Below are 21,416 nucleotides of genomic sequence, written 5' to 3' on the forward strand. Positions count from 1 at the left end.
CCCCGGCAGGCCGTTGTCGGAGGCGTGGGGCATGCTCGGTGCCATGAGTTCTCCTGTGCCGTCGGTCCGTTCGTCGTGGGACCGCATAGATGCCTGGCTGCGCGTGCACGCCCCCGCCTCGTACGAGATCCTCGCGCCGCCCGCGGACCCCGACCGGATCGAGGCGGCGCAGGCGCAGATGGGCCTGCGTTTTCCGGCCGACCTGGTCGACTCCCTGCTGTGCCACGACGGCCTGCTGAAGTGGGGCACCGTCCTTCCTGGCGAGCCGCCTCAACCGGTAGAGCTGATCGTGGACCACTGGCGGATGTGCGAGGAGATCGCGGGTGACGACGAAGACCTCCGCGGGTCCTCCGGGCCGTCGGACGAGCCCTGGTGGCACGTGCGCTGGATCCCTTGGGCCCACGGCGACGGGGACGCGCAGGTGATCGACATGCGCGAGGGGCCGGAGCAGGGACGGCTGGGTACCGCCTGGCACGATGGCAGCGGCGCCTTCGAGGACGGCTGGCCGTCGCTGGCCGCTTATTTGGCGGAGGTGGCCGACGTACTGGACCACGGCGGCACGGTCGACGGCTGTGCGCCCTACCTGACCCGCGACGGCGAACTGTGGTGGACCGTCGAGGGCGACACCGACCTGAACGGGGCGCCGTTGACGCCCGCACCCGCTCCGGGGAGGGCGCAGGCCCTGGCGGCGCAGACCGGTTGGAGCCTCGCCGAGCTGCTGGGACCTCCCGTCGGGCCGCCGGGAGACGGCGCCGCTGCCATCGAGGTGGTCGCCCGTGACTGGGGCGTCGTCCTGCCGGCGGACTACGTGGCCGCGGCAGCCGCCTACGGCGACGTCGTGATCTCCGACTACGTGTACTTCTGCGGCGCCCGGAAACTGCGGAGTTACGGGGAGGAGTGGAGCCGTCTGCTTGCGGACTCCCGCTCCGTGCCCTGCCCCGTCCTGCCCGCGCCGGGAGGAGCGCTGCTCTGGGGCCACACGGTCGAGGGCGACCGGCTCTTTCTGGTCCCGCGGGCGGACGGTACCTGGACCGTGTCGGCGTTCCGCCGGGGGTGGGGCGACTGGCACGAAACGGGGCTCGGCTTCGGCGAGTGGTTCCGCGGAGCCCTCGCCGGTGCGCTCGCCACCGACTGGCTGCCGGAGTGGGTGCCGGGTCCGCATCCCCTGGAGCGAGTGGAGTCGTAGGACCGCCCATTGATCCAGGGTGTCGCCCGTGCCCGGGGATGGCCTGGAAGTGAGCGCCACGCGGGCCTGCCGGGCAGACTGGTCCCGAGTGATCGAGGTCGAGGTCGTGGTCGAGGGGGAGCGGTGTCGCGGAAGGCCTGGTGGTGGGCGGGGGCGGGATGGCTGGCGCTCGTGCTGTCGGGCGGTGCGCTCACTCTCTACCTGGACGAATCCGAGAAGCCCGGTCCGGGGTCGACCCACTGGGAGCGGGCTCCCGTCCCGAGCGGTACGCCTTCGCTCTGTCCCGGCCCGACCGCGGAGCCCGGGGCCGTCCCGCAGCCCTGTTTCCACTGGGAACGCGGCTGAAGGGTGCGGGCGACGACCGGGAGACGGTGGCATCCGCCCGCACGTACCCCGGGCGGCATCGGCTCGTTGACCCGGCATGGAACTGCCGACCATCGCGGCGCCGGGCGTCGGTGAACGGGCCGATGCCGTGGCCGATGCCGCCTGCCACCTCTACGACACCATCGCCCCTTGGCGGTCCGGCGCGCCGGGCGGATGGAGCCGGGCCGCCGCCGAGGACGCCGTCGAGGCGATCGAGACCACCGCGCTCGCGCTCGCGTCCGTCGGCCCGGGCACCGAGGTGGTCCTCGCACCCGTCCACGCGGCCCTCGCCGACCTGCGTCGCCGGCTCGACCTCGCGCCCGCCGACGCGCTGAGCGGCGACGGGCTTGCGGCGACCCCGCGTACGGTCGGCAACCCGCGCCGGACCCGCTGGGCGCGGGTGCTCACCGCCGCGCCTTCGCCCCGGCAACCGCCTTCTCGTACAACTTCCTGATGTCCGCGCCGAAGTAGGAGCTGTACGAGGTGTCGGCCTTGTCCCCGCCGGTCTTCCAGCCGCCGATGACCCCCACCACGTCCCCGGTCCCGGTGCGCGCGTCGTAGCCGCTCAGGAACGGACCGCCGCTGGTCCCGCCGGGATAGCCGGTGCAGTCGATCCGCAGGAACGATCCCGGGATCCGTGCGTCGGCACTGGTGAACTTCGTCGTCCGGTTGACGCAGACGCGCGGCCGGGCGGCAGAGGCCGGATAGCCGATCAGCGTGACCCGCGCGTGCGCGTAACCGGCGCCGGTCTTCAGCCGGTTCCCGCCGACCACGGCCTCCACCGGGAAACCGCGGGCGTCCGGACCCACCTGGGCGAAGGCCGCGTCGAGGGCGGCCGCGCGGTCGACGCCCTGGGAGCGGTAGCGCGGGTCGATCCAGATCCTGGAGCGCCCGCCCGCGTCCCGCAGGACCGGGAACATGCCGTACGGCTGCGGCTTCGCCAGCGTGTACTGCGGTACGAAGGCCACCTGCTGGGTGTCGGAGCCGAGCAGGCAGTGCGCCGCGGTGAGCACCAGGTCGCGGCCGGGGGAGGAGACCACGCTCGCGCTGCAGAAGTACGTCCCGCCGGCCTTGACGAGGAACATCCGGCCGGCGACCGGGATACCGTCGAAGTTCTGCCCGATGCCGGGGGTGAGGGCCGGCAGCCGCGGAACGGTCGGGGGTGCCGGGGCCGGCAGCGGAGCCGGAGCCGGAACCGATGGCGCGCGGGTCGGCGTGGCAACGGCAGTGGGCGTGGGAGTGGGCGAAGGGGTCGGCGCGGGCGCGGTTGTGGCGGCCGGCAGCGGCGCCTCGGCCGGATCGCCGGGGTCGTCGAGGTCGTCGAGGTCGGTGGGTTCGGTCGGCTCCGGCGGTTCGGGCAGCTCGGCCGGCGCGGCCGGCACGGGATCCACGAGTTCGGGCGGTGCGGGGGGCAACGGGGCGGCTGAGGCCATCCGTTCGGCGGTCCAGAAGGACTGTGCCTCACGCGCCGACCAGCGCCCGACGGCCACCGGGGCGGCGACGCTCCCGGCCCCGGCCACGCTCCCGGCCCCGGCCACGGCCCCGGCCTCCGCCTCGGCCACGGGCAATGGTCCTCCCGGGACCAGCAGGGCGGCCGCCACCACGGCCATCGTCAACGTACGTCGCATGCCGGACACTCCCTAAAGGGCCTGGGGGAAACGGAAGAGCCGGTCCGGGTCGTGGACACGCCGGACCTCCTGCAGCCGCGCGAGGTTCGGGCCGTAGTAGGCCTCGCGCCAGCCCGTGAGCTTCGGGTCGGTGTAGTTCTGGTACGCGCGGCCGCTCGCCCACGGGCGCAGGTCCTGCCAGAGCCCGTCGAGCCAGCCCTGGTGCCGGGCCACCTCGGCGGCCGGTGCGGATTCGGGCCAGTAGGCGAGGTACTGGGCGAGGAAGGCGCTGTCGCGGTGCACGAAGGCGGTGGCACCGGCCGGGACGCGGTTCACCGCACCGCCGCAGACCCCGTCGAACTGGACCACGCCCAGGCCGCCCCGGGGCACGCTCGTCCCGTACCTCCGCACGGCGTCCAGGACCGCGCCGATCGCCGCGTCGGGCAGCCCGCCGCCCGCCCAGAAGTCGGACCGCGCGGCGTACGAGTCCCTGCCGAGCCGCCCCTGCGGGTCCCGGCCCGGCAGGGTGCCCGGCAGCCGGCACTGCGCGGGGCTCAGCTCCAGGCAGCCGGACATGGCCCGGACGGTGTCCTCGTGGCTGCGTACGGCGGTCCAGCTGTCCTGCGGAGCCCTGCCGACCAGGTCCGACAGCCGGGTCAACTGCCGCTCCAGCTCGTGGCGCCCGTCGAGGCACACCACCCGCACCGCCGGTGGCGCCCCTGCCCCGGTCCCGGTCCCGGCGCCGGTCCCGGTCCCGCCACCGGCCCCGGCCTCGGCGCCCGCCTCGACGGTGAACTCCACCTGGCTCCAGAACGGGTCCGGCAGCCCGGCCAGCCAGCGCTGCCAGCCGCGCAGCACTGCCGCGGAGTCGGCGCCGGGCCAGTGGAGTTCGGCAGTGGCGCACGCGCCGACCGGGTGCGTGCGGAAACGGAACTCGGTGACCACGCCGAAGTTGCCGCCGCCACCGCCGCGCAGCGCCCAGAACAGCTCCGGATCCCGGTCGGCGGACACCTCGCGGACGATCCCGTCGGGGGTGACCACCCGGGCTCCGGTGAGCCGGTCCGCGGTGGTCCCGTACGCCCGCGAGGCCAGGCCCAGACCGCCGCCGAGGGTGAGTCCGGCGATGCCGACGGAGGGGCACAACCCGGTCGGGACGGACCGGCCGTGCGGGGCGAGGGCGGCGTGCACGTCCCCGAGCCGGGCCCCGGCACCGACCCGTACGCCGCCTCCTTCACCCGCGCCGTCGACCGACACCGCGGCCATGGCCCCGGTGTCGACCACCAGCCCGGCGGATCGCGTGGACCAGCCGGCGTAGCTGTGTCCGCCGCCGCGCGGGACCACGGGCGCGGCCGAGCGGCGGGCGAAGTCCAGGCAGACGGCCACGTCCCCGGCGTGCGCGGGATAGGCCACCGCGGCCGGGGCGACGGTGTCGTACCGGGGCTGGAACAGCCTGCGGGCTTCCGGGTAGTCACGGTCCCCGGGGAGCACCACACGCCCGTCCATCCCGCGCGCCAGCGCCCCGTAGTCCGGGGTCCTGGCCGCCGCGCCGACGGTGGCGAGGACGGCCGCGGCCGCGCTGCCGAGGACCTGGCGGCGATTGAGGCTCATGCCTCCTTCCTGCCACCGCCCGGGCCGATAGCCGTGCAGGCGGGTCCCACACGCACCGGGGTGCCCCCTGAACGGCGCACAGCCGAAACGGTTCTGCTCGTCCTACGGTCGTACCGCGACCGGCGACCCCCGATCCGTGAACGGCCGCCGTACGCTGCCCCCATGGCCCTGGTGGATCTCAGCACGCACGCCGACGCGTTCAACGCCGACCCGTACCCCTTCTACGACGCGCTGCGCGCCGCCGGACCCGTCCACCGGCTGGTGCTCGGCGGCGAACGCACCTGGCTGGTCGTCGGCCACGAGGAGGCCCGGCAGGCCCTCACCCATCCGGGACTGTCGAAGGACTGGCTCGGCTCCGGGCCGTTCGCGAGCACCATGCCCGTCCAGGCCGTGGCCACCAGCATGCTGGACACGGATCCGCCCCGTCACACCCGGCTGCGCCGCCTGGTTGCCGGGGAGTTCACGGCCCGCCGCGTGGAGTCCCTGCGCCCCCGCGTCCAGCAGATCACCGACGAGCTGCTCGACGCGATGGCGGCCCGGCCCGACCGCCGGGCCGACCTGATCGCGTCCCTCGCCGTACCGCTGCCGATGACCGTCATCTGCGAACTCCTCGGCGTCCCCGGCCTGGACCGGCAGCGCTTCCGCTACTGGTCGAGCGAGATCGTCGCCCCGCTCGACGGCGTCGGCGCGGACCCCCGGGCCGTGTCGGAGATGACCGCGTACCTCCTCGAACTCGTCGCGGCCAAGGCCGAGGATCCAGGAGAGGACCTGCTCAGCGCGCTGATCCGCACCCGCGACGAGGACGGCGGACGGCTTTCCCCCGACGAGCTGATCGGGATGGCCTTCCTGCTGCTGGTCGCGGGCCACGAGACAACCGTCAACCTGATCGGCAACGGCGTACGGGCCCTGCTCGCGCACCCCGGCCAGCTCGCCGCGCTGCGCGCCGACCCGGACGGGCTGATCGACGGGGCGGTGGAGGAGATGCTCCGCTACGACGGCCCGGTCCAGCACGCCACGTACCGCTTCGCCGCCGCGGACCTGGAGCTGGGCGGCGTCACCATCGCGGCGGGCTCCTCCGTCCTGGTGGCCCTCGCCGCGGCGGACCGCGATCCGGCCCGTTTCGCGCAGCCCGGGCCGGGCGTCTTCGACATCCGCCGCACCGGCCCGGGCCACCTCGCCTTCGGTCACGGCATCCACTTCTGCCTGGGCGCCCCGCTCGCCCGGATGGAGGGACGCATCGCGGTCCGGGCCCTGCTGGAGCGCTTCCCGGACCTCGCCGACGATCCGGACGCGGGCCCGCCCGACTGGCTCCCGGGCACCTTGATGAGGGGCGTGACACGGCTGCCGCTGCGCTGGTGAGCGCCGGGCCCTTCGCGAGCACGACGCCGTCGTGGCGGAGCCACGCCGCCGCCGGTGCCGGCCCGCGAGTCCGGCGGCCCGTGCTGAGGTGTCGTGACGGCGCGGTCCGGGTCGAGGGTGGCGATCCGCGACTGCGCTGGGCGGTTTCCTTCGGACCACGGCGCCGCCGCAGCTGCCGACGGATCGCCTCGTCAACCAGGACCGCGACCGCCGTCGAGCGAGGCCTGCCGACGGGGCGTGGGATGTGGGCCAGAGCCATGAACTCCTCGAATGCGAGCGGCCGCTGGCGGCCGTCGGCCACCGGGCGGACCCTGGTGGTCGGTCCGCCGCGCGACCGCCCCGAGGTCACGGTCGGGCGCGCTCAAGTGGTCTCTTTCTGATCTTGCCGGTTGAGCCCGCGCCGCCCGGTGCCGCGCATCGCCGGGCGGCACGGGCCAGGCAGGATCCGGAAGAGACTGCCCGGTCGGGCGGGTCCCTTCTTGGCCGGCTCCGGCGGCGCGCCGGTGTGCTCGCACGGTCGTGCAATCGACCGTGACGACTCGGTCCGGCCCGGCGAGCGGGGCGGTGAACACCGTCCGCCCAGGCCGCCGTCCGCCGGCACGTCGCCCGGATCTGCAGCCGGTCGTGGTCGGCGGCCCGCGGCTGCGGGAGCGCGGCGCGCGTCCGCCGCAGGTGGCCGACGGCCACGCGGCCCCGGTCCGGCGCCGCGTACCCGCACCGCCGATGTCGGCCGCCGCACCGCGCCGTGTCGCACCGCACCGCGGATCGACCTGTCCGTCTCATTTCTGACGCAGGCGACGGATCGGCTTGAGGACGAGACCCACGGTCCCCGCGGCGCAGACACCCACCGCGCACACCGCCGCGGCGGGCGTGGCCCCCTGGGCGTCGGCGAGTGCGCCGAGCGCGTTGTTGCCCACCACCAGCGCCAGACTCTGCACGAGCACCAGCAGCGACTGCACCCTGGCCAGGTGGGTGTCCGGGATGTTGGTCAGCACCAGCGGACCGATGTGGCAGGCGAACATCCCCGAACCCGCACCGACGACGATTCCTCCGGCCACGGCCAGGGCAGCTGTATCGGCCAGGGCCACCGCGGCGATCCCCGGCGCCGACACGCACAGCCCCAGCGCCGCACCCCTGCCGATCCGGCGCATGGTGCCCCGCCGCGAGACCACCAGCGCCACAGCGATCATCCCCAGGCCCTGGCCACCGGCGACCAGACCGGCCGTCCCCGCGCCCCAGCCGTGTTCCCGCGCCAGGAGCGGGTTCAGCAGGGACACCACGGGCAGGAGCAGGCCCGCGGCAGCGGCCGTCAGCAGCAGTGCGGGCCGCAGGACCGGATCCCCCACAGTGGTCCGCACCCCGTCGGCCGCCCCTGCCAGGAGGCCCTCCCCGTGAGGGGACCGTTCGACGTCGAGGGCCGGCCGGACGCGGACGAGCACCACGAGGACGATCGCGAAGGTGACCGCATCGGCGACCGCCGCGCCGGTCAGCCCCGCGGACGCGACGAGCAGGGCGCCCACCGGAGCCCCGAGCAGCGAGGCGATCTGGCTGCCGGCCTGCTGCATGGCCAACGCCCGGGGGAGTTGCTCCTTGCCCACCAGGCGGCGGGGCATGGACCCGGTGGCCGGCAGATAGAACGCGTCGACCGTGCCGATGACGACGGCGACCACGACGAGGAGCCAGGGCGACGCGCCCAGGCGCAGGCCCACCAGGGCCAGTACGAGCGTGGCCGCGAGCATCACGGCGTCCCCGGCGATCATCACCCGGCGAGCGCCGAACCGGTCACCGACCGCACCGCCCGGCAACAGCAGCAAGGTACGCGGAAGGGTGATGGCGGTCAGGACCAGGGCGCCCGTCCCGCCGCCATGGGCACTGGCCGCCCAGCCGAGCGCGAAGTACAGGACGGCATCACCGAGCAGCGAGGCACGGGTGCCGATGAGCCAGACGAGATAGACGCGGGGAAGGGCGGCCGGGCGTGCTGGGACGGGCCGGGCGGTGTCGAGGGATGCCATGGGCGCTGACGCTAAAGCCCTCGAGCAGGTCGAGGGCAAGCACCTCGGACGGGATCGGGGTCGATCCGTTCGATCGGCAGCCGAGGTCCCGAACAGTTCGCGCCGGTTCTCCGGCTCCCCCTCCGGGGCCGCTCCCGGCGACCCGTTCGACGTGTCACGGCAGGTCATGAAGCGCCCGTCGCAGGACGCGGAGACCACTTACTCGCGACAACGCATGCCGTATACACCGACCCTGGCCGAATGTGCCTCTGGCTCATGCACAACGGAGACGGAAGCATCCACGCTGTCGGTCGGAACGTCCATGAGACAGGAGTGACCCGTGTTTGCTCGTACGTCACGTATCGCCATTGCGGCAGCTGCCACCGTCCTCGCCCTGGGTACGGCCGCGGCCACCGCGAACGCGGCACCCGCCCCGAGGAACTGCGTGCTCGACATCGATTCGGGCGGCATGCGGTGCTTCGACACGTTCCAGGAGGCCGTCACCGCATCCACCGGTGGACGGATCACCGACGCGCCGCTGTCGGCGAAGCACATCGACCAGGAGCTGGCCGACCGCCTCAAGGCCTCCTCCGGCGCCACGGGGGCGGAGGCCGTGCAGCTCGGCGTCGTCTACACGGACTCGAACTACGGCGGCTCCGCGCTGGTCCTGACCGGCGGCAGCGGCTGCCGGAGCGGTAACGGCCGGGACGCCCAGATCAATCTCGAAGGGACCTGGAACAACTCCGTCAGCTCGCTGACCACGCTGTCCTGCTGGCTGGAGTTATGGGATGCCCCCAACACCTCCGGGGTCCACCAGGAGTACCAGCAGTCGACCTCCTACATCGGGGATGCGATGAACGACCGGGCGAGTTCGATCGCCCTGCTCTAGCCACCGGCACGCAGTGGCGCCCCGCCCCCGGCCCGCCTCCGCGATCCGAGGGGGCGGGGCGCCGCGGCCCGGCACGCGCCCCTGCTCGCCCGGCGGCGGCGGGGCCTACGCCTTGCGCGCCAGCAGGAAGCCCTGGGGGCAGGCTTCCTCGGGGCCCGCCCCGCGGACCAGGCGGGCCACCTCCGTCAGTCCGGCCCCGGCCAGCAGGCCGGCGATCAGCTCGGGCGGGGTCCGGTACACGTGGAGGTCGACCGGATGCCCGTACGCGTGCTCCAGCCGGACCAGCTCGTCGCCCGCCTTGAAGGCGATCAGGAGATGGCCGCCCGGCGCCAGCACGCGGGCGAACTCCGCGAACAGCGCGGGCAGCCCCGAGGGCGGGGTGTGCACGGTGGAGTACCAGGCCAGCACCCCGCCGAGGACCCCGTCGGCCACGTCCAGGGCGGCCATCGACGCCACCTCGAACCGCAGCCCCGGATACGTACGGCGGGCCACCGCCACCATCGCCGGGGACAGGTCGACGCCGAAGACCCGTACGCCCAGACCGGCCAGATGCGCCGTCACCCGGCCCGGGCCGCAGCCCAGGTCGGCCACCGCCCGGCCGCCGCCGCCCGCGTCGTCGCGCACGTACTCGGCGAAGGCCGCCAACATGGCCCGGTCCAGCGGCTTCCCCGCCAGCTCGGCGCTGAGCAGCCGCGCGTAGTCGACGGCGACGGCGTCGTAGGACGCCCGTACGGAGCTGAGGTACGAGGTCTCTGTCATGCCCCTGAACAGTAGCGTCCGGAGCCCCTCCGAGGGGAAACCGGTCGAGTGCTCCCGCTCACCCCCCGACCAGCGGATTGGGCAGTTCCGCCCACTGATCGCCCGGAACCCCGGGACTGAGCCGCATCAGGGTGAGCGCCTTGGTGGGCAGCGTCCCGGTCAGCAGCGCCCCGGTGTCCGAGGTGGCCGGCAGCGCGGCCACCTCCGCGAGGGCCTCGGCGAAGGCCCCGGCCGAGCCCGCCGTCGCCCCCAGCGCCCCCGTCAGCAGGGACCCGAAGAGCTTGCGCCGCAGCACGGTCACGTCGTCGGTGACCAGCCTGCCGGACAGGGGCGGCACCGGCAGGCCGTGCCGGGCCAGCCGGGCCGGGCTGATCCGGATGTCGGCGAGGTCGCGGTAGACCAGCCGCAGCGGGGCGCCGGTGGGGGAGAGGACGACGAGGAGGTTCTGGCCGTGGGCCTCCAGGGCCACCCCGAGCTCCAGCACCCGCAGGCACACCGAGAGCGCGAGCCGGGCGAACTCGGCCCGCCAGGCAGCCGAACGCGCCGGGCCGTAGGAGGCCAGGGCCGCCACCGGCAGCACCCGCTCACCGGCGGCCGCGTCCGCGTACACCTCCGGAGGCTCGCGCAGTACGGCCGCCAGGTCCGGGCTGTGCGCGGTCGTGGCGCCCAGCGTGCGGGTGATGTGCAGCCGGCCGTCGAGCCGCTCGGCCAGGCCCTGGGCGAAGGCCGAGACGGCCGCCGCCGTCTCGATCGAGTAGACGGAGATGTCCCGAACGGACGAGGTCAGCCGGGCGCTCAGCGCGGTCTTCACATGAGCCCCGCCGTCGGCGGGAGCCAGCGTGCGCAGCGCCATCAGCGGATGCGCCGCGAAACCGGGCAGTACCCGCTCGTGCTTCAGCACGTGCGCCGCCTGCCACGGATGCACCGGGACCAGGACCCGCCCCGCGTCCCGCAGCTCCTCCGGCCAGTCGCCGGTGACCAGGCATTCCTCGGTCCGTACGGCGACCAGCCCGAGCTCCACCACCGGCCGGTGCTCGGGCGCGTATGCCAGCTGCTCGGCCACCGAGAAACCGGGCCGGGAACGGCAGTTCGGATGGTAGGGGTGCCCGTCGACCACCCGCTGCTCCCACTCCCAGGTGGTCCGCGGGGCTGGGTCCTCCCCGGTGGCCGGCTGACCGGCCCGGGAGAGCGCGAGGGAGGCCGTACAGCCGTCCAGCTCGGCGGCGAACCCTTCCCCGTGCGGCACCTCGAGGGCCGCCACCAGCCGCGCGGCCTGCCGGTAGGGCCTGCCGTCGAGCAGCAGCTCGCTCACGTAGGGCCCGGTCGCGTACGGATCCGGCAGCGGGCCCTCCAGCCGGGCGCCCCCGGCCAGCAGCAGCGCCAGGCCGTCGGGCGCGTGCTCCCGGCCGACGATCCAGGGCAGGGGCTCGAAGGCCAGAGCCCGCCACAACCGGGTCAGCACGGCCGCCCGGGCACCGGCGAGCCCGGCGGCGTAGGAGGGCCCGAGCGACGGGCGTACGCCGGCCAGTTCGGCGGCGACGGCCTCTTCGGCCGGGGAAGGGGGAAGATGCATGCTGAGGCTCCGGCATCGGAATATCGCTTTACGGGATGATCAAGTAATGATTGCGGATACCGAAGATCACGACTGGTGGTTACGCCCTGCGAACCTCCGGCGCACCGGATGGACCGAATGGAACCAGTGGACCTCAACGCCGCCGCCGACGCGTACGCCGCCGCCCCGCTCCTGAACTGCCTGCTCAGGGAGGCCGCCGAACCCGCCGAGGGCCACGGCACGGACACGGGTGCGGGAACGGACGTGCGCGTCCACCGCCTGCGCGGCAGCGGACGGCTGCTCCGCGTGCGCGGGGGGCGCCGGCCCGAACGCCCCGAACTGCGCACGGCGGACGGCTGGCACCCGCTCAGCCACACCGAACTGGCCAAACTCGTCTCCGACGAACTGGGCCGGTTCACCGGTGTCCCCAACGACGAGCTCCCCGTCGAGATCACCGACAGCCGCGACGCGATCGCCGCGCTGCTGGCCGCCCGGGCCACCGCCGAACCCCCGGCGGACCCCTACCTCCGCTCCGAACAGTCCCTGGTGATGGGTCACCCCCACCACCCCGCGCCCAAGGCCCGCGGCGGGGCGCCGGCCGGGAGCTGGCTGCCGTACGCGCCCGAGGCCTACGCCCGTTTCCCGCTGGTCTTCCTCGGGCTGCGCGAGGACCAGAGCGCCGAGGAGGGCGGCCCGGCCGCCGCCGCCGCGATCGACGCCCTCGCCGACGCCCTCGACGGGCCGCGCCCGCCCGCCGGATACCGGCTGCTGCCCGCCCACCCCTGGCAGCTCGACCTGATCGGCGAGCGGCCCGCGGTGCGCGAGGCCTTCGCCGACGGGCGGCTGCTGCGGCTCGGCACGACCCGGCGGCCCGCCTGGCCGACCGCCTCGATCCGGACCCTGTACGTACCGGACCCGACGGCCGACCTCTTCGTGAAGTTCAGCCTCGACGTCCGGATCACCAACGACGTGCGCCGGCTGTGGCGCCACGACCTGCTGAAGCTGCGCCGCACCGATGCGGCCGTCGAGGCCGGTTTCGCCGCCCTGCGCCGGACCGGCGCGACCGCCGCCTGGCTGCCGGACCGCGGCTACCGCACCGCCGCCTTCGCCTTCGAGGAGCTCGCCGTCCTGGTCCGCGACGGCCTGCACGCGCACACCGTGCCCGGGGCCACGCCGTTGCTCGCCGCCGCCCTCGCCGAGGGCTACCCCGGAAGCCCGCCCGCCGGGGCCACCGACCCGGTCCGCTGGTGGCGGGCGTATCTGCGCCAGGTCGTGCCGCCGGTGCTGGAACTGTTCGCCCGGCACGGCATCGTGCTGGAGGCCCACCTCCAGAACACCCTGGTCGCCGTCGACGCCGACGGCCTGCCGGTGCAGGCCCTCTTCCGGGACGCGGAGGGGGTCAAGCTGCCGGCGGACCTGCCGCGGGCGGATGCCTGGCAGCGCCTGGTCTACTGCCTGGTCGTCAACAACCTGACGGAGATCGCGGGCGCGCTGACCGGACGCCACCCGGACGTCTCGCCGCTCCTGTGGCCGGCCGCACGGGAGGAGTTCCTGCGCTACGACGCCACCCGCGGGCTCCCCGAGATCGCGGAACTGCTCGCCGCCCCGACCCTGCCCGGCAAGACCAACCTGCTGCTGCGCTGGACCCGCGCGGACGGCGCGGACGCCCGCTACCTCCCCCTGCCGAACCCGCTGCGCGGCTAGGCCGTCTCTTTCGGATCCTGCCGGGCCCGCGACGCCCGGCCCGCGTGCCGCGGCGGGGAGACGCCCGCGGCCCCGGTGCGGCATCCGGACTCGGGGCCGCACCGCGGACACATCCCGAAGGCAGTGGCCAGGACGTCAGTCGGTGTCGGTCGCGGCCAGCACGGACAAGTGCCGATGCCCCGGTGCGAGGGCGGCCAGACCGATGTCCCATGCCACTTGCTCGAACCACTTCGTCTCGGCATCGAAGACGTGCCAGGTACAGTCCCGCACGCGTGCTTCGACGTCCTCGGCCGTGGCGCCTTCCGGACTTCGGGACAGCGCGGCCATGGACTGCCAGGCCGCAAGGCGGCCGTAGGCCCCGAACGAGCCGGAGTTGTAGGCCCCTCCCGTGGACGCCGCGGCGAAGAGCAACTGCCATGCCCGGGCCGGAGGATGGACGTCGACCGACAGAGGGGCCTTCTTCCCTGCCCCGTGCAGACACTTCAGCCCCAGTGCCAACAGCGCGTTCGGCACCGCCCCGACGCTCAGCGGCTCCGCAAACTCAAAGACCCGCGCCTCGATGCGCCCGTTGGACTCTTCGGCCCAGTTCGCCACGGCCTTGGCCATCGCGGTGGCAGTGGCAGGCTCGGTCGTCTCCTTCACCGACGGGACACGCCCGTCGCCGATCGCCGCCGGCTCGCGGCTGTCCGGCGGCCCGTACGGCATCGAGTGACTGCTGCCACCGCTGCCGTAGCTCGGCAGATCCGCACACCCCTCCACGTCGGACAGCGCCAGCGGCAGCCGGCCCAGGGGGTGATGGCGCCAGTGCGGCGACGTCGCCCAGCCCGCGATGCCCGGCGTGGCCGCGATGTCCACGCCCCTGAGCACCAGTTCGTGGACCAGACAGGCCCGGAGCTCCTCCGAAGCGTGGCCGGAGAACGCCACGGCCAGGTCCGCCGGCTCGTGACCGGAGGCCAGCAGCGAGGCCGCGTAACGGTCCAGCTTCCTGTCGGCGACCTCGGCCGAGGAGACCAGCCGCAGCGCCTGGGAGGCGTTGTCGGCGCCAGGGGTGGTGGCCAGTAGCCGAAGCACACGATCGAAGACGCTCCGGTACTGCCACAGTTGCCCCTCGGAGCCGTACGTCCTGGCGAGAGCGATGCCGAGGTCCGCGGGGAAGGCGACGTCCCCCTGCGCGAAACGGTCGTCGACCGCCGCCCACACACCGGTGACGTTCTTCAGGCTCGGCAGCTCCGCCACGATCTTCTGTATCTGCTCGTTCACGACCGCGAGCCTACGGCGGACACGGGTTCACCCGGACGGCGCAGGGCGGCCGTGTCCTCGCCCGACTTGCCCGGCCGGAGATCTAGATTCGGCCCGGGACGCACCACCGTGCGCCCGTGCCCGGTGGTGTGACGCCCGGGCGGGCGCCCGGATCACCGTGAGGGATCGAGGGCCATGACACGACGTCCGAACATCCTGATGATCGTCACCGACGAGGAACGCGCGGTGATCCCCCGTCCGCCGGGCTTCTCGCTGCCCGCCCGGGAACGGATGGCGGAGCGGGGCGCCACCTTCGAGCGGTACTACACGGCCTCGGCCATGTGCAGCTCCGCCCGATCCGTCATCTACACCGGGCAGCACCTGCCGCTGACCGAGATCTACGACAACGACAACATGCCGTACATCCGCCCGCTCGACCCCCGACTGGGCACCCTCGGCACGATGCTCCGCGAGGCCGGCTACTACTGCACGTACCAGGGCAAGTGGCACCTCTCCAACGCCTACGTCACCCCGCAGAACCCCGGTCCCACCACGAACGCGCTGGAACCGTACGGGTTCAGCGAGTTCAACGACTGGGGCGACATCGACGGCGGTGCCTGGGCCGGGCTCAAACTCGATCCGGTCATCGCCGGCCAGGCCGTGGGCTGGCTGCGCAACCGGGCCCCGGTCGTGGAGGCCGACCAGCCCTGGTTCATGGCGGTCAACTTCGTCAACCCGCACGACATCATGAGCTTCGACTACGGCGGCTCGTCCCAGGTGCGGCTTCCGTTCGGACTCGCGCACGCCGTCGTGGCCAAGGCCGCCGCCGACGTTCCCGTCTACCGGCGCCGCTGGGACCTCGACCTGCCCGCCGGCCTCCATGACGACCTGTCCGGCGCGGCCCCGGCAGTGGCCGAGTTCGCGCGGATGCTCGACATCGTCTTCGGCCCGGTCGCCGACGACCGGCACTGGCGCGAAGGCCTGAACTTCTACCTCAATGCCATCCGGGACGTGGACCGCAGCATCGAGCTCGTCCTCGACGCACTGGAGGCCTCCGGGCAGGCCGACCGCACCGTCGTGCTCTTCACCTCCGACCACGGGGAGATGGCCGGCTCCCACGGCCTGCGCCAGAAGGGCGCCCTCGTCTACGACGAGAACTTCCACGTCCCGTTCATCCTGAGCCACCCCGACTTCCCGCGCGGCGCGCGCATCGAGGCCCTCGCCTCCGCCGTCGACATCGCCCCGACCCTGCTCGAGTTCGCCGGGGTGAACCCGGCCGAGGCCGCCACCCGCTACCCCGCGCTCAAAGGCCGTTCCCTGACCGGCGGCACCGTCCGTGACGGGGTCCTGACCACGGTCGAGTCGGTCACGGGCCTGGACGCCTCCTTCTGGTTCGAGTTCGCCGACCCCGCAGCACCCCGGCGGATCGAGTCCGGTGACCTTCGCCCGGACTGGACCAAGCGCGGTTTCCTGCGCGGCTACACCGACAGCCGCTACACCTTCGGCCGCTATTTCTCCCCGCTCAACCCCAACCGCCCCACCAGCCCCGAGGCCCTGTACGCCCAGAACGACGTCGTCCTCTACGACCGCGTCGAGGACCCGCACGAGATGCGCAACCTCGCCGCCGACCCCGCCCACCGCGATCTCGTCGCCCGCTACAACACCCTGCTCGAAGACCTCATCAGTGCCGAGATCGGCACCGACACCCGCGCGTGGGTCACCGAACGCCCCCACCTCCTGGGCTGGCCCACCTGGCACGGTGACACCGACCGACCGGTGGCCGCGGCCGCGTCGGCCCGGCCCTGAGCCGAAGGCACGCCGGGCTTCGAGCGGTCACAGGCCGGCGACGTCCCCGGCCTTCCCGAGCGCGGAGCCGAGCCCGTCCACCACCGCGTCGTGCCGCCTCGCGCGGGCCGCCCGGTCCGCCGGTACCAGCCGTGCGGCGGTCTGCACGGCGTAGGCGTCCGGGTCCCCGAAGGCGGCCCGCGGGTGCTCTCCCGTGTCCGCGCAGTGGGTCGTGACCTCCTTGACCGCCCGGAGCACTACGGGCCGGTCCACGCCCGGCTGCATGGCCAGACGTACCTGGAAACGCGCCATCCACTTCTCGCGGTCCTTCTCCGAGTCCGTCGGCCGGTCCTTCTTCGCCATGTGCTCTCCCAGGTGATCGCAGCGGTCCGTCGTGGGGTGGGACGCCGGGGCGCCGAAGCGGGTTGCGAAGGCCCGGCGGTCGGTCAGTGACCGGCGGGCGGCTCGAAGCAGCCGCCCTCGGGGTAGGGGCCGTTGGTCTTCACCTGGTAGTTGGTCCTCTGGACGAAGGCGGTGACGCAGGCGTCGTCATGGACACGGACACCGACCAACGCGCCCTCGGGCGTGACGTAGTGGTCCGTTTCGAAGCGCGGGCCCATGTCCCGTACGGTGAGCGTTCCGCCGAGCCACTCACCCCCGGGCCCGAACCGTTCCTCCTCGAACCCGAGGTCGAGCAGGGCCGTCCGCACGGTCTGCGGATCCCACGTCCCGGCCTCCCAGAGCCGCTTGAGGACGGGCTCGATACGGTCGGCGTCCTTCTGCGCGTCCTGCTCGCTCGCGGGAGACATGTCCCCCGCGATGCGGAAGCCGTTGTTCTCGCGATAGCGCGAACTCGCGCCTTCCGGCGCCGCCCCGGCCGGGCTCGGATGATCACGGTCCCAGTCGTGTTGCGCGATGATCAGCAGCGCTCCCGCCAGGGCCGCGGCGGACAACTGTGACAGCACCGTCCAGCGCGCACGGAACACGAGTGCGACGACCGCGATCACCAGCACGGTCACGAAGAAGTTCTGGATCCGGGCCAGGTGGGCGAGGTCTGCCGCGTCGATCCGTTCCTGGTCGCCCTGCGCGGCCCAGACCTCCATGCCGTACCCGAGCATGTAGTCCAACGCGAGCCATCCCACGCCGAGCAGTAACAGGGGAATGCCGATGGCCAGGTCCGCGGCGAGGGGCGTCCGGCGCGACCAGGGTCGCAGGCCGCGCCGGGGCCGGGGCCCGGTCGGGGAATCAGTCATGTCCGCATCATGTCGGGCCTGCGGAGAGGAGACATGAGTACGCGTACTCATCGGCCACCCCTTTGTGATCACCCTCGGAGCGCCCGGAGCATCCGGAGCGTCCGGAGTTTCTCCGAGGGGTCACGGCGGGAGAGGCCCAGCAGGTCCGCCGCGTTCGTGTCGAGGATCGCCGCGGCCCCCTCCCGGGCGAGGCCCGTCTCGGAGACGTGGTCGACGGACCGTACGAAGACCTCGTCGTTCTCGTACGGGAAGTCCGTGCCGAGCACGAGACGGCCGGCCCCGAAGCACAGGACGGTGCCGCGCCGGTCGAGCTCCTCGTGGACGGGATGGAACAGGGGATCGGCCAGGGTGCGGCCGAGTACGGTCGTGGTCACGCCGACGCCGGCCGCGCCGAGGTCGTCGGGGGCACGGGTGACCTCGCGCAGCGTGGCGTCGACGTGGGGGAGGGGCCTCGCGGCGAAGACCCGGAACCGGTCCGCGAAACGGGTCGCCCGCGCGGCGTACGAGTCGTTCGCCGCGCGGGCCGGTGCCACGGCCTCGGCTTCGCCGGGCAGGTGCGGGGACTGCGGCGCGACGGAGAGCACCTGGAGGTCGATGCCGGCCCGGTCCATCAAGGCGAACCGGTGGTCCAGATCGGCCTCGGTCGCGTCGGCGCCGAGTTCAGGCAGTCCACGGTCCACAGGTGCGCGTGGACGTCGATACGCAGAGCGCTCACCCTTCGACGGAACGCCCTTCGCGCGGCGCGGGCCACTCGACGGCCCCGTCGGCCGGCCCGGGTCCTGATGGCCCCGCCGCGGTCCGCTACCGGTGGAAGTGGGCGCGGTGCTCGTGGAGGAAGGCGTCGAGGGTGCGGGGCGGGCGGCCCAGGACGTCGCTGACGGTGGTGGTGGGGGTCTCCGGCCGGGTGACGGCGAGCTGCTGGATCTCCGTCACGTGGTCGGCCAGCCAGGCGGGCATGTGGGCGTGGCGCAGGAGGTTGTCGCGCATTTCGTCCGGGGTGAGGTCGACGTAGCGGATCTGCCTGCCGGTCAGGGTGGTCAGCCGTGCGGCGAGTTCGGGGTGGGAGACGGCTTCGGGCCCGGTCAGCGGGTAGGTGCCGCCGGCGATGTCCGGCCGGGTGAGGGCGGCGGCCGCGACGTCGCCTATGTCGCGGCAGTCGACGTAGTTGAAGGGCGCGTCGCCCGTGGTGCCGAGGATGACGCCCTGGGCGACGGCGGGAGCCAGGCGCAGGAGGTTCTGCATGAACGCGTAGGGGCGCAGGACGGTGTGGGTGAGGCCACTGGCGCGCAGGTGCTCCTCGACGGCGTGGTGTCCGCGGGAGACGGCGACCGGCGAGTCGGGCTCGGCGGCAGGCGCGGAGACCTTGACGATGTGTCCGATGCCGGCGTGGGCGGCGATGTCGACGACGCGGGTTTCGAGTTCGACCTGTGCGGGGCCGTTGGCCATGGCGAGGAAGAGCTGGTCGGCGCCCTTGAACGCGGTGTGCAGGGAGTGGGGGTCGGTGGCGTCGGCGTACTGGACCTCGACGGGCGGCCGGTGCGCGCCGGTGGTGCCGGGGATCGGCGCGTGCGGGGTCCGGGTCAGTGCGCGGACGGGCGTGCCGAGGGCGAGGAGGCTGTGGAGCAGGGCGTTCCCGGTCGCTCCGGTCGCTCCCATGACAACGATCATCGTGTGCTCATTCCTTCGTGTTCTTTCGTGTTCCTCGGTGACACCCCGGCCGCGGATGCGGCCGGGGTGGGCTCATGCCGGTGGTGCCGTGGTGGTGCCGCGCCAGCGGAGGGTGACGATGGTGGTGGCGAGGGCCGCGGAGACGGGCAGGTCCACGCGCAGGCGCTCCAGCCACGGGGCGGCGGGGACCGGGGTGTGCACGGGCAGCCACTGGGCGGTGAACCACCCCAGCAGGGCTGCCGCGGCGACGGTGGTGATGACGAGTAGGGCGGTCAGGAGTCCGCGCGGCGCGGTGAGGGTCCACCGTCGGGGCTGCCCGCCGTGCCGCAGCCAGGTGCCGACCAGGAACGCCACCACGGCGGAGGTGCCGGCGATGGAGGTGCAGGCGGCCACGGCCAGGTCCCGCTGACCGGTGAGGACCCCGGCGGCACCGGCCGTCAGCGCGGGCGCGGCGTAGGAGGTCAGCACCTCACGCCACAGCGTGAACGGCCGGGGGGACTGCGGTGGCCGGGACGGCCGGGGGGCCGCTCGGTCGGGGCTGGTTCTGTGCTTCGGGGCGGTCATGCCGGCCTCTTTCCGGTTCGGTGAGGTAAGCAAAAGTGAGGGGAGGTGAGGGAGGTGACAGGCTGCGGCGGTGGGCCGCAGGCCTGCCTCACCATGGTAATTAGGTGGCTAACCATTACTGCGTGAAAAGGGCCCCGTCCCGTGGAACGGAGCCGAAACGGCCGCGGGTGGGGTCAGTCCGCCGCCAGGGCCGCGCTGCCGCGCACGACGCGGGCGAGCAGGTCCAGGAACACCGTGCGCTCCTCGACGGAAAGGTCGCCCACCATCGCCTCCAGCCGTCCGAAGTGCTCGGACGCCATATCCCGCAGGCGCTGCGCCCCCCGGGCGGTCAGGACGGCCACGGTGCCGCGGCCGTCCTCCGTGGACGGGCGGCGGGCGATCAGGCCCTCGCGTTCCAGGCCGTCCAGCAGGCCGGTGATCGTCGCCCTGGAGACGCCGAGGTCGACCGCGAGGTGCGAGGGGGACTTCTCCCCGCCGTGGTCCTCCAGGTCGGCGAGCAGGCGGTAGCGCCCCGTCGACAGGCCGAACCGGGCGAAGTGCGCCTCTGCCGCCCGGCCGACCCGTGCGCCCGCCGAGATCAGTCGCACTGCGACCAATACCGCCTGGGGATCGACCTCCAGGCCGTAGTGCTCGACCTGCCGCCTGGCCTGGTCCAGGGTGGGTGCTTCACCGTCCACGCCGTGCGTGTCGTCCCTCGTCATGGAAGTAATATGGCGGCTAACGATTCGCCCTGTCAAGGGTTCTGATCATCGGGGAGCGGCTGTGCGTGGGGGCGGAATCGGCCAATCCGTGCCGCGCGCCCGATCCGCCCTCACCAACAGGTATAGACCAATGCTAGGTTGGTCGGGCAGACCGCGCAGTCCTTGACCACCCGTCAGAGGAGAAGCCATGCCCTCCCCTTCACGGGGCGGCGGCCAGGCCGCCATGCCCAAGTACCAGCGGATCGCCGCAGCGCTGCGCCGCGATCTCGACCGCGCCGCACGCACCCCCGGCGGCAGACTGCCGTCCGAACGCAGCCTCGCCGCCCGCTACCAGGTCAACCGGCAGACCATCAGGGCTGCCCTCCAGTACCTGCGCGAGGACGGCCTCGTCGTCACCGGCCGCCGCGGCACCCGCCCCGCCGCCCCCGTCCCCGCCCTCGGCGCCGTTTCCGTCCTCCCGGCCCCCGCGCTCTCCGCGGAACCCTCCGCGGGGCCCGCACCGACCCGGAGCTGGGTCACCTTCGTCACCGTCCCGCCCTCGCTCGGCACGCTCCTCGGCATGACCGGCGGCGACCGCACCCTGGTCCATCACCACCGCGACCGCGGCCCGGCCGGGGAGACCGTCCGGGACGCCGTCACCTACCTCAGCCCCGGAGCCGTCGCACGGAGCCCGGAGCTGGCCGCCCTCCGGAACCGGACGGCGGCGGCGACGGCGACCGCCCGCGCACAGGACCTGACCCCCCTGCACCACTGGTTCGACCGCGCCGCCGCGGCGGGCCGGGTCGCCGAGACCCTCACCGTGACCCGCGTCACCCACCCGCAGGCCACCGCCCGGACCTCAGTCCCGCCCGCCGCCCCGGTCTGCGGCCTGACCGTGCGCCGCACCCTGCACGACAGCTCCGGCCGGCTGCTGGCCGTCACCGACCTGGCCTTCCCCACCTGGGACCGCCTCACCTTCCACCGCGACCGCCGGGACCACGCGACCACCGGTTTCCGCATCACCTGACGCCCCGACCCGCACTGTGGCCCCGGCCACACCCCGGGCGGCGGAGTGCCGGGCCCGGCCGCCGGTCCGGCCGCCGGGCCGCCGCCCCAACTCCCCTCCGGGGGACGGGCGTACCCGACCGCGGTCATCCGCGACCGCCCGCCCGGGCCCGCAGCGCCGCCTGCCGGGCCCTCGCACCCCCG

At 73.9% G+C, this 21,416-nt stretch carries 20 protein-coding genes; 8 read left to right on the forward strand and 12 right to left on the reverse strand.

Annotated features, from left to right (window positions below; genetic code table 11):
- The first annotated feature begins 43 nt into the window (after positions 1-43).
- The 3 genes from ACXNSR_RS37440 to ACXNSR_RS37450 all read left to right on the forward strand — a co-directional run bounded on the left by ACXNSR_RS37440 (position 44) and on the right by ACXNSR_RS37450 (position 2,003).
- A complete protein-coding gene (locus ACXNSR_RS37440) occupies positions 44-1,186 on the forward strand; it encodes an SMI1/KNR4 family protein (protein WP_458639793.1) in 1,143 nt (380 codons plus the stop codon).
- Positions 1,187-1,309: 123 nt separating this feature from the next.
- A complete protein-coding gene (locus ACXNSR_RS37445) occupies positions 1,310-1,531 on the forward strand; it encodes a hypothetical protein (RefSeq protein ID WP_458639794.1) in 222 nt (73 codons plus the stop codon).
- Positions 1,532-1,607: 76 nt separating this feature from the next.
- Positions 1,608-2,003: a hypothetical protein gene (locus ACXNSR_RS37450; protein ID WP_458639795.1), complete on the forward strand. Its 396-nt coding sequence runs from the start codon at positions 1,608-1,610 to the stop codon at positions 2,001-2,003.
- Here ACXNSR_RS37450 and ACXNSR_RS37455 read toward each other — a convergent pair.
- Positions 1,954-3,177 carry a trypsin-like serine peptidase gene (locus ACXNSR_RS37455; RefSeq protein ID WP_458639796.1) on the reverse strand — a complete coding sequence of 408 codons (1,224 nt, stop codon included), beginning with the start codon at positions 3,175-3,177 and terminating at the stop codon, positions 1,954-1,956. The two genes, ACXNSR_RS37450 and ACXNSR_RS37455, sit on opposite strands and share 50 nt — an antisense overlap.
- A gap of 12 nt (positions 3,178-3,189) precedes the next feature.
- A complete protein-coding gene (locus ACXNSR_RS37460; RefSeq protein WP_458639797.1) occupies positions 3,190-4,764 on the reverse strand; it encodes an FAD-binding oxidoreductase in 1,575 nt (524 codons plus the stop codon).
- 162 nt (positions 4,765-4,926) lie between these two features.
- Here ACXNSR_RS37460 and ACXNSR_RS37465 point away from each other — a divergent pair, with 162 nt between their 5' ends.
- Positions 4,927-6,123 carry a cytochrome P450 family protein gene (locus tag ACXNSR_RS37465; protein WP_458639798.1) on the forward strand — a complete coding sequence of 399 codons (1,197 nt, stop codon included), beginning with the start codon at positions 4,927-4,929 and terminating at the stop codon, positions 6,121-6,123.
- Positions 6,124-6,902: 779 nt separating this feature from the next.
- On the opposite strand, the gene ACXNSR_RS37470 is transcribed toward ACXNSR_RS37465, so the two are convergent.
- Positions 6,903-8,135: an MFS transporter gene (locus ACXNSR_RS37470; RefSeq protein WP_458639799.1), complete on the reverse strand. Its 1,233-nt coding sequence runs from the start codon at positions 8,133-8,135 to the stop codon at positions 6,903-6,905.
- A 319-nt stretch (positions 8,136-8,454) separates the two neighbouring features.
- On the opposite strand from ACXNSR_RS37470, the gene ACXNSR_RS37475 reads away from it, so the two are divergent.
- Positions 8,455-9,003 carry a hypothetical protein gene (locus ACXNSR_RS37475; RefSeq protein ID WP_458639800.1) on the forward strand — a complete coding sequence of 183 codons (549 nt, stop codon included), beginning with the start codon at positions 8,455-8,457 and terminating at the stop codon, positions 9,001-9,003.
- Between the two features lie 105 nt (positions 9,004-9,108).
- Here ACXNSR_RS37475 and ACXNSR_RS37480 read toward each other — a convergent pair whose 3' ends face one another.
- Together ACXNSR_RS37480 and ACXNSR_RS37485 are read right to left on the reverse strand one after the other, a co-directional pair.
- Positions 9,109-9,762, reverse strand: coding sequence for a class I SAM-dependent DNA methyltransferase (locus ACXNSR_RS37480; RefSeq protein ID WP_458639801.1), 654 nt, complete (start codon positions 9,760-9,762; stop codon positions 9,109-9,111).
- Positions 9,763-9,820: 58 nt separating this feature from the next.
- Positions 9,821-11,335 carry an IucA/IucC family protein gene (locus ACXNSR_RS37485; protein ID WP_458639802.1) on the reverse strand — a complete coding sequence of 505 codons (1,515 nt, stop codon included), beginning with the start codon at positions 11,333-11,335 and terminating at the stop codon, positions 9,821-9,823.
- A gap of 108 nt (positions 11,336-11,443) precedes the next feature.
- Here ACXNSR_RS37485 and ACXNSR_RS37490 point away from each other — a divergent pair, with 108 nt between their 5' ends.
- Positions 11,444-13,018 carry an IucA/IucC family protein gene (locus ACXNSR_RS37490; RefSeq protein WP_458639803.1) on the forward strand — a complete coding sequence of 525 codons (1,575 nt, stop codon included), beginning with the start codon at positions 11,444-11,446 and terminating at the stop codon, positions 13,016-13,018.
- 135 nt (positions 13,019-13,153) lie between these two features.
- On the opposite strand, the gene ACXNSR_RS37495 is transcribed toward ACXNSR_RS37490, so the two are convergent.
- Positions 13,154-14,278 (reverse strand): DUF6183 family protein, encoded by a 1,125-nt coding sequence (locus tag ACXNSR_RS37495; protein WP_458639804.1) that lies wholly within the window; start codon positions 14,276-14,278, stop codon positions 13,154-13,156.
- A gap of 174 nt (positions 14,279-14,452) precedes the next feature.
- Here ACXNSR_RS37495 and ACXNSR_RS37500 point away from each other — a divergent pair, with 174 nt between their 5' ends.
- A complete protein-coding gene (locus tag ACXNSR_RS37500; RefSeq protein ID WP_458639805.1) occupies positions 14,453-16,063 on the forward strand; it encodes a sulfatase-like hydrolase/transferase in 1,611 nt (536 codons plus the stop codon).
- Between the two features lie 27 nt (positions 16,064-16,090).
- Here ACXNSR_RS37500 and ACXNSR_RS37505 read toward each other — a convergent pair whose 3' ends face one another.
- From ACXNSR_RS37505 to ACXNSR_RS37530, 6 genes are all read right to left on the reverse strand, one after another.
- Complete coding sequence (locus ACXNSR_RS37505; protein WP_458639806.1) at positions 16,091-16,405, reverse strand: hypothetical protein; 315 nt, start codon at positions 16,403-16,405, stop codon at positions 16,091-16,093.
- 83 nt (positions 16,406-16,488) lie between these two features.
- Positions 16,489-17,295 carry a DUF6234 family protein gene (locus ACXNSR_RS37510; RefSeq protein WP_458639807.1) on the reverse strand — a complete coding sequence of 269 codons (807 nt, stop codon included), beginning with the start codon at positions 17,293-17,295 and terminating at the stop codon, positions 16,489-16,491.
- A 68-nt stretch (positions 17,296-17,363) separates the two neighbouring features.
- Complete coding sequence (locus tag ACXNSR_RS37515) at positions 17,364-17,975, reverse strand: amidohydrolase family protein (protein ID WP_458639808.1); 612 nt, start codon at positions 17,973-17,975, stop codon at positions 17,364-17,366.
- Between the two features lie 121 nt (positions 17,976-18,096).
- Entirely contained in the window at positions 18,097-18,963 is an 867-nt protein-coding gene (locus tag ACXNSR_RS37520) for an SDR family oxidoreductase (protein WP_458639809.1), read from the reverse strand.
- Positions 18,964-19,035: 72 nt separating this feature from the next.
- The gene (locus ACXNSR_RS37525; protein ID WP_458639810.1) at positions 19,036-19,527 is read right to left on the reverse strand and encodes a hypothetical protein; all 492 of its coding nucleotides are present in this window, start codon (positions 19,525-19,527) and stop codon (positions 19,036-19,038) included.
- Between the two features lie 173 nt (positions 19,528-19,700).
- The gene (locus tag ACXNSR_RS37530; protein WP_458639811.1) at positions 19,701-20,228 is read right to left on the reverse strand and encodes a MarR family winged helix-turn-helix transcriptional regulator; all 528 of its coding nucleotides are present in this window, start codon (positions 20,226-20,228) and stop codon (positions 19,701-19,703) included.
- A gap of 187 nt (positions 20,229-20,415) precedes the next feature.
- Between ACXNSR_RS37530 and ACXNSR_RS37535 the strand changes: the two genes are divergently transcribed.
- Positions 20,416-21,234 carry a GntR family transcriptional regulator gene (locus ACXNSR_RS37535; RefSeq protein WP_458639812.1) on the forward strand — a complete coding sequence of 273 codons (819 nt, stop codon included), beginning with the start codon at positions 20,416-20,418 and terminating at the stop codon, positions 21,232-21,234.
- Positions 21,235-21,416 lie beyond the last annotated feature (182 nt).

It is taken from the genome of Streptomyces sp. NC-S4 (assembly GCF_054353315.1).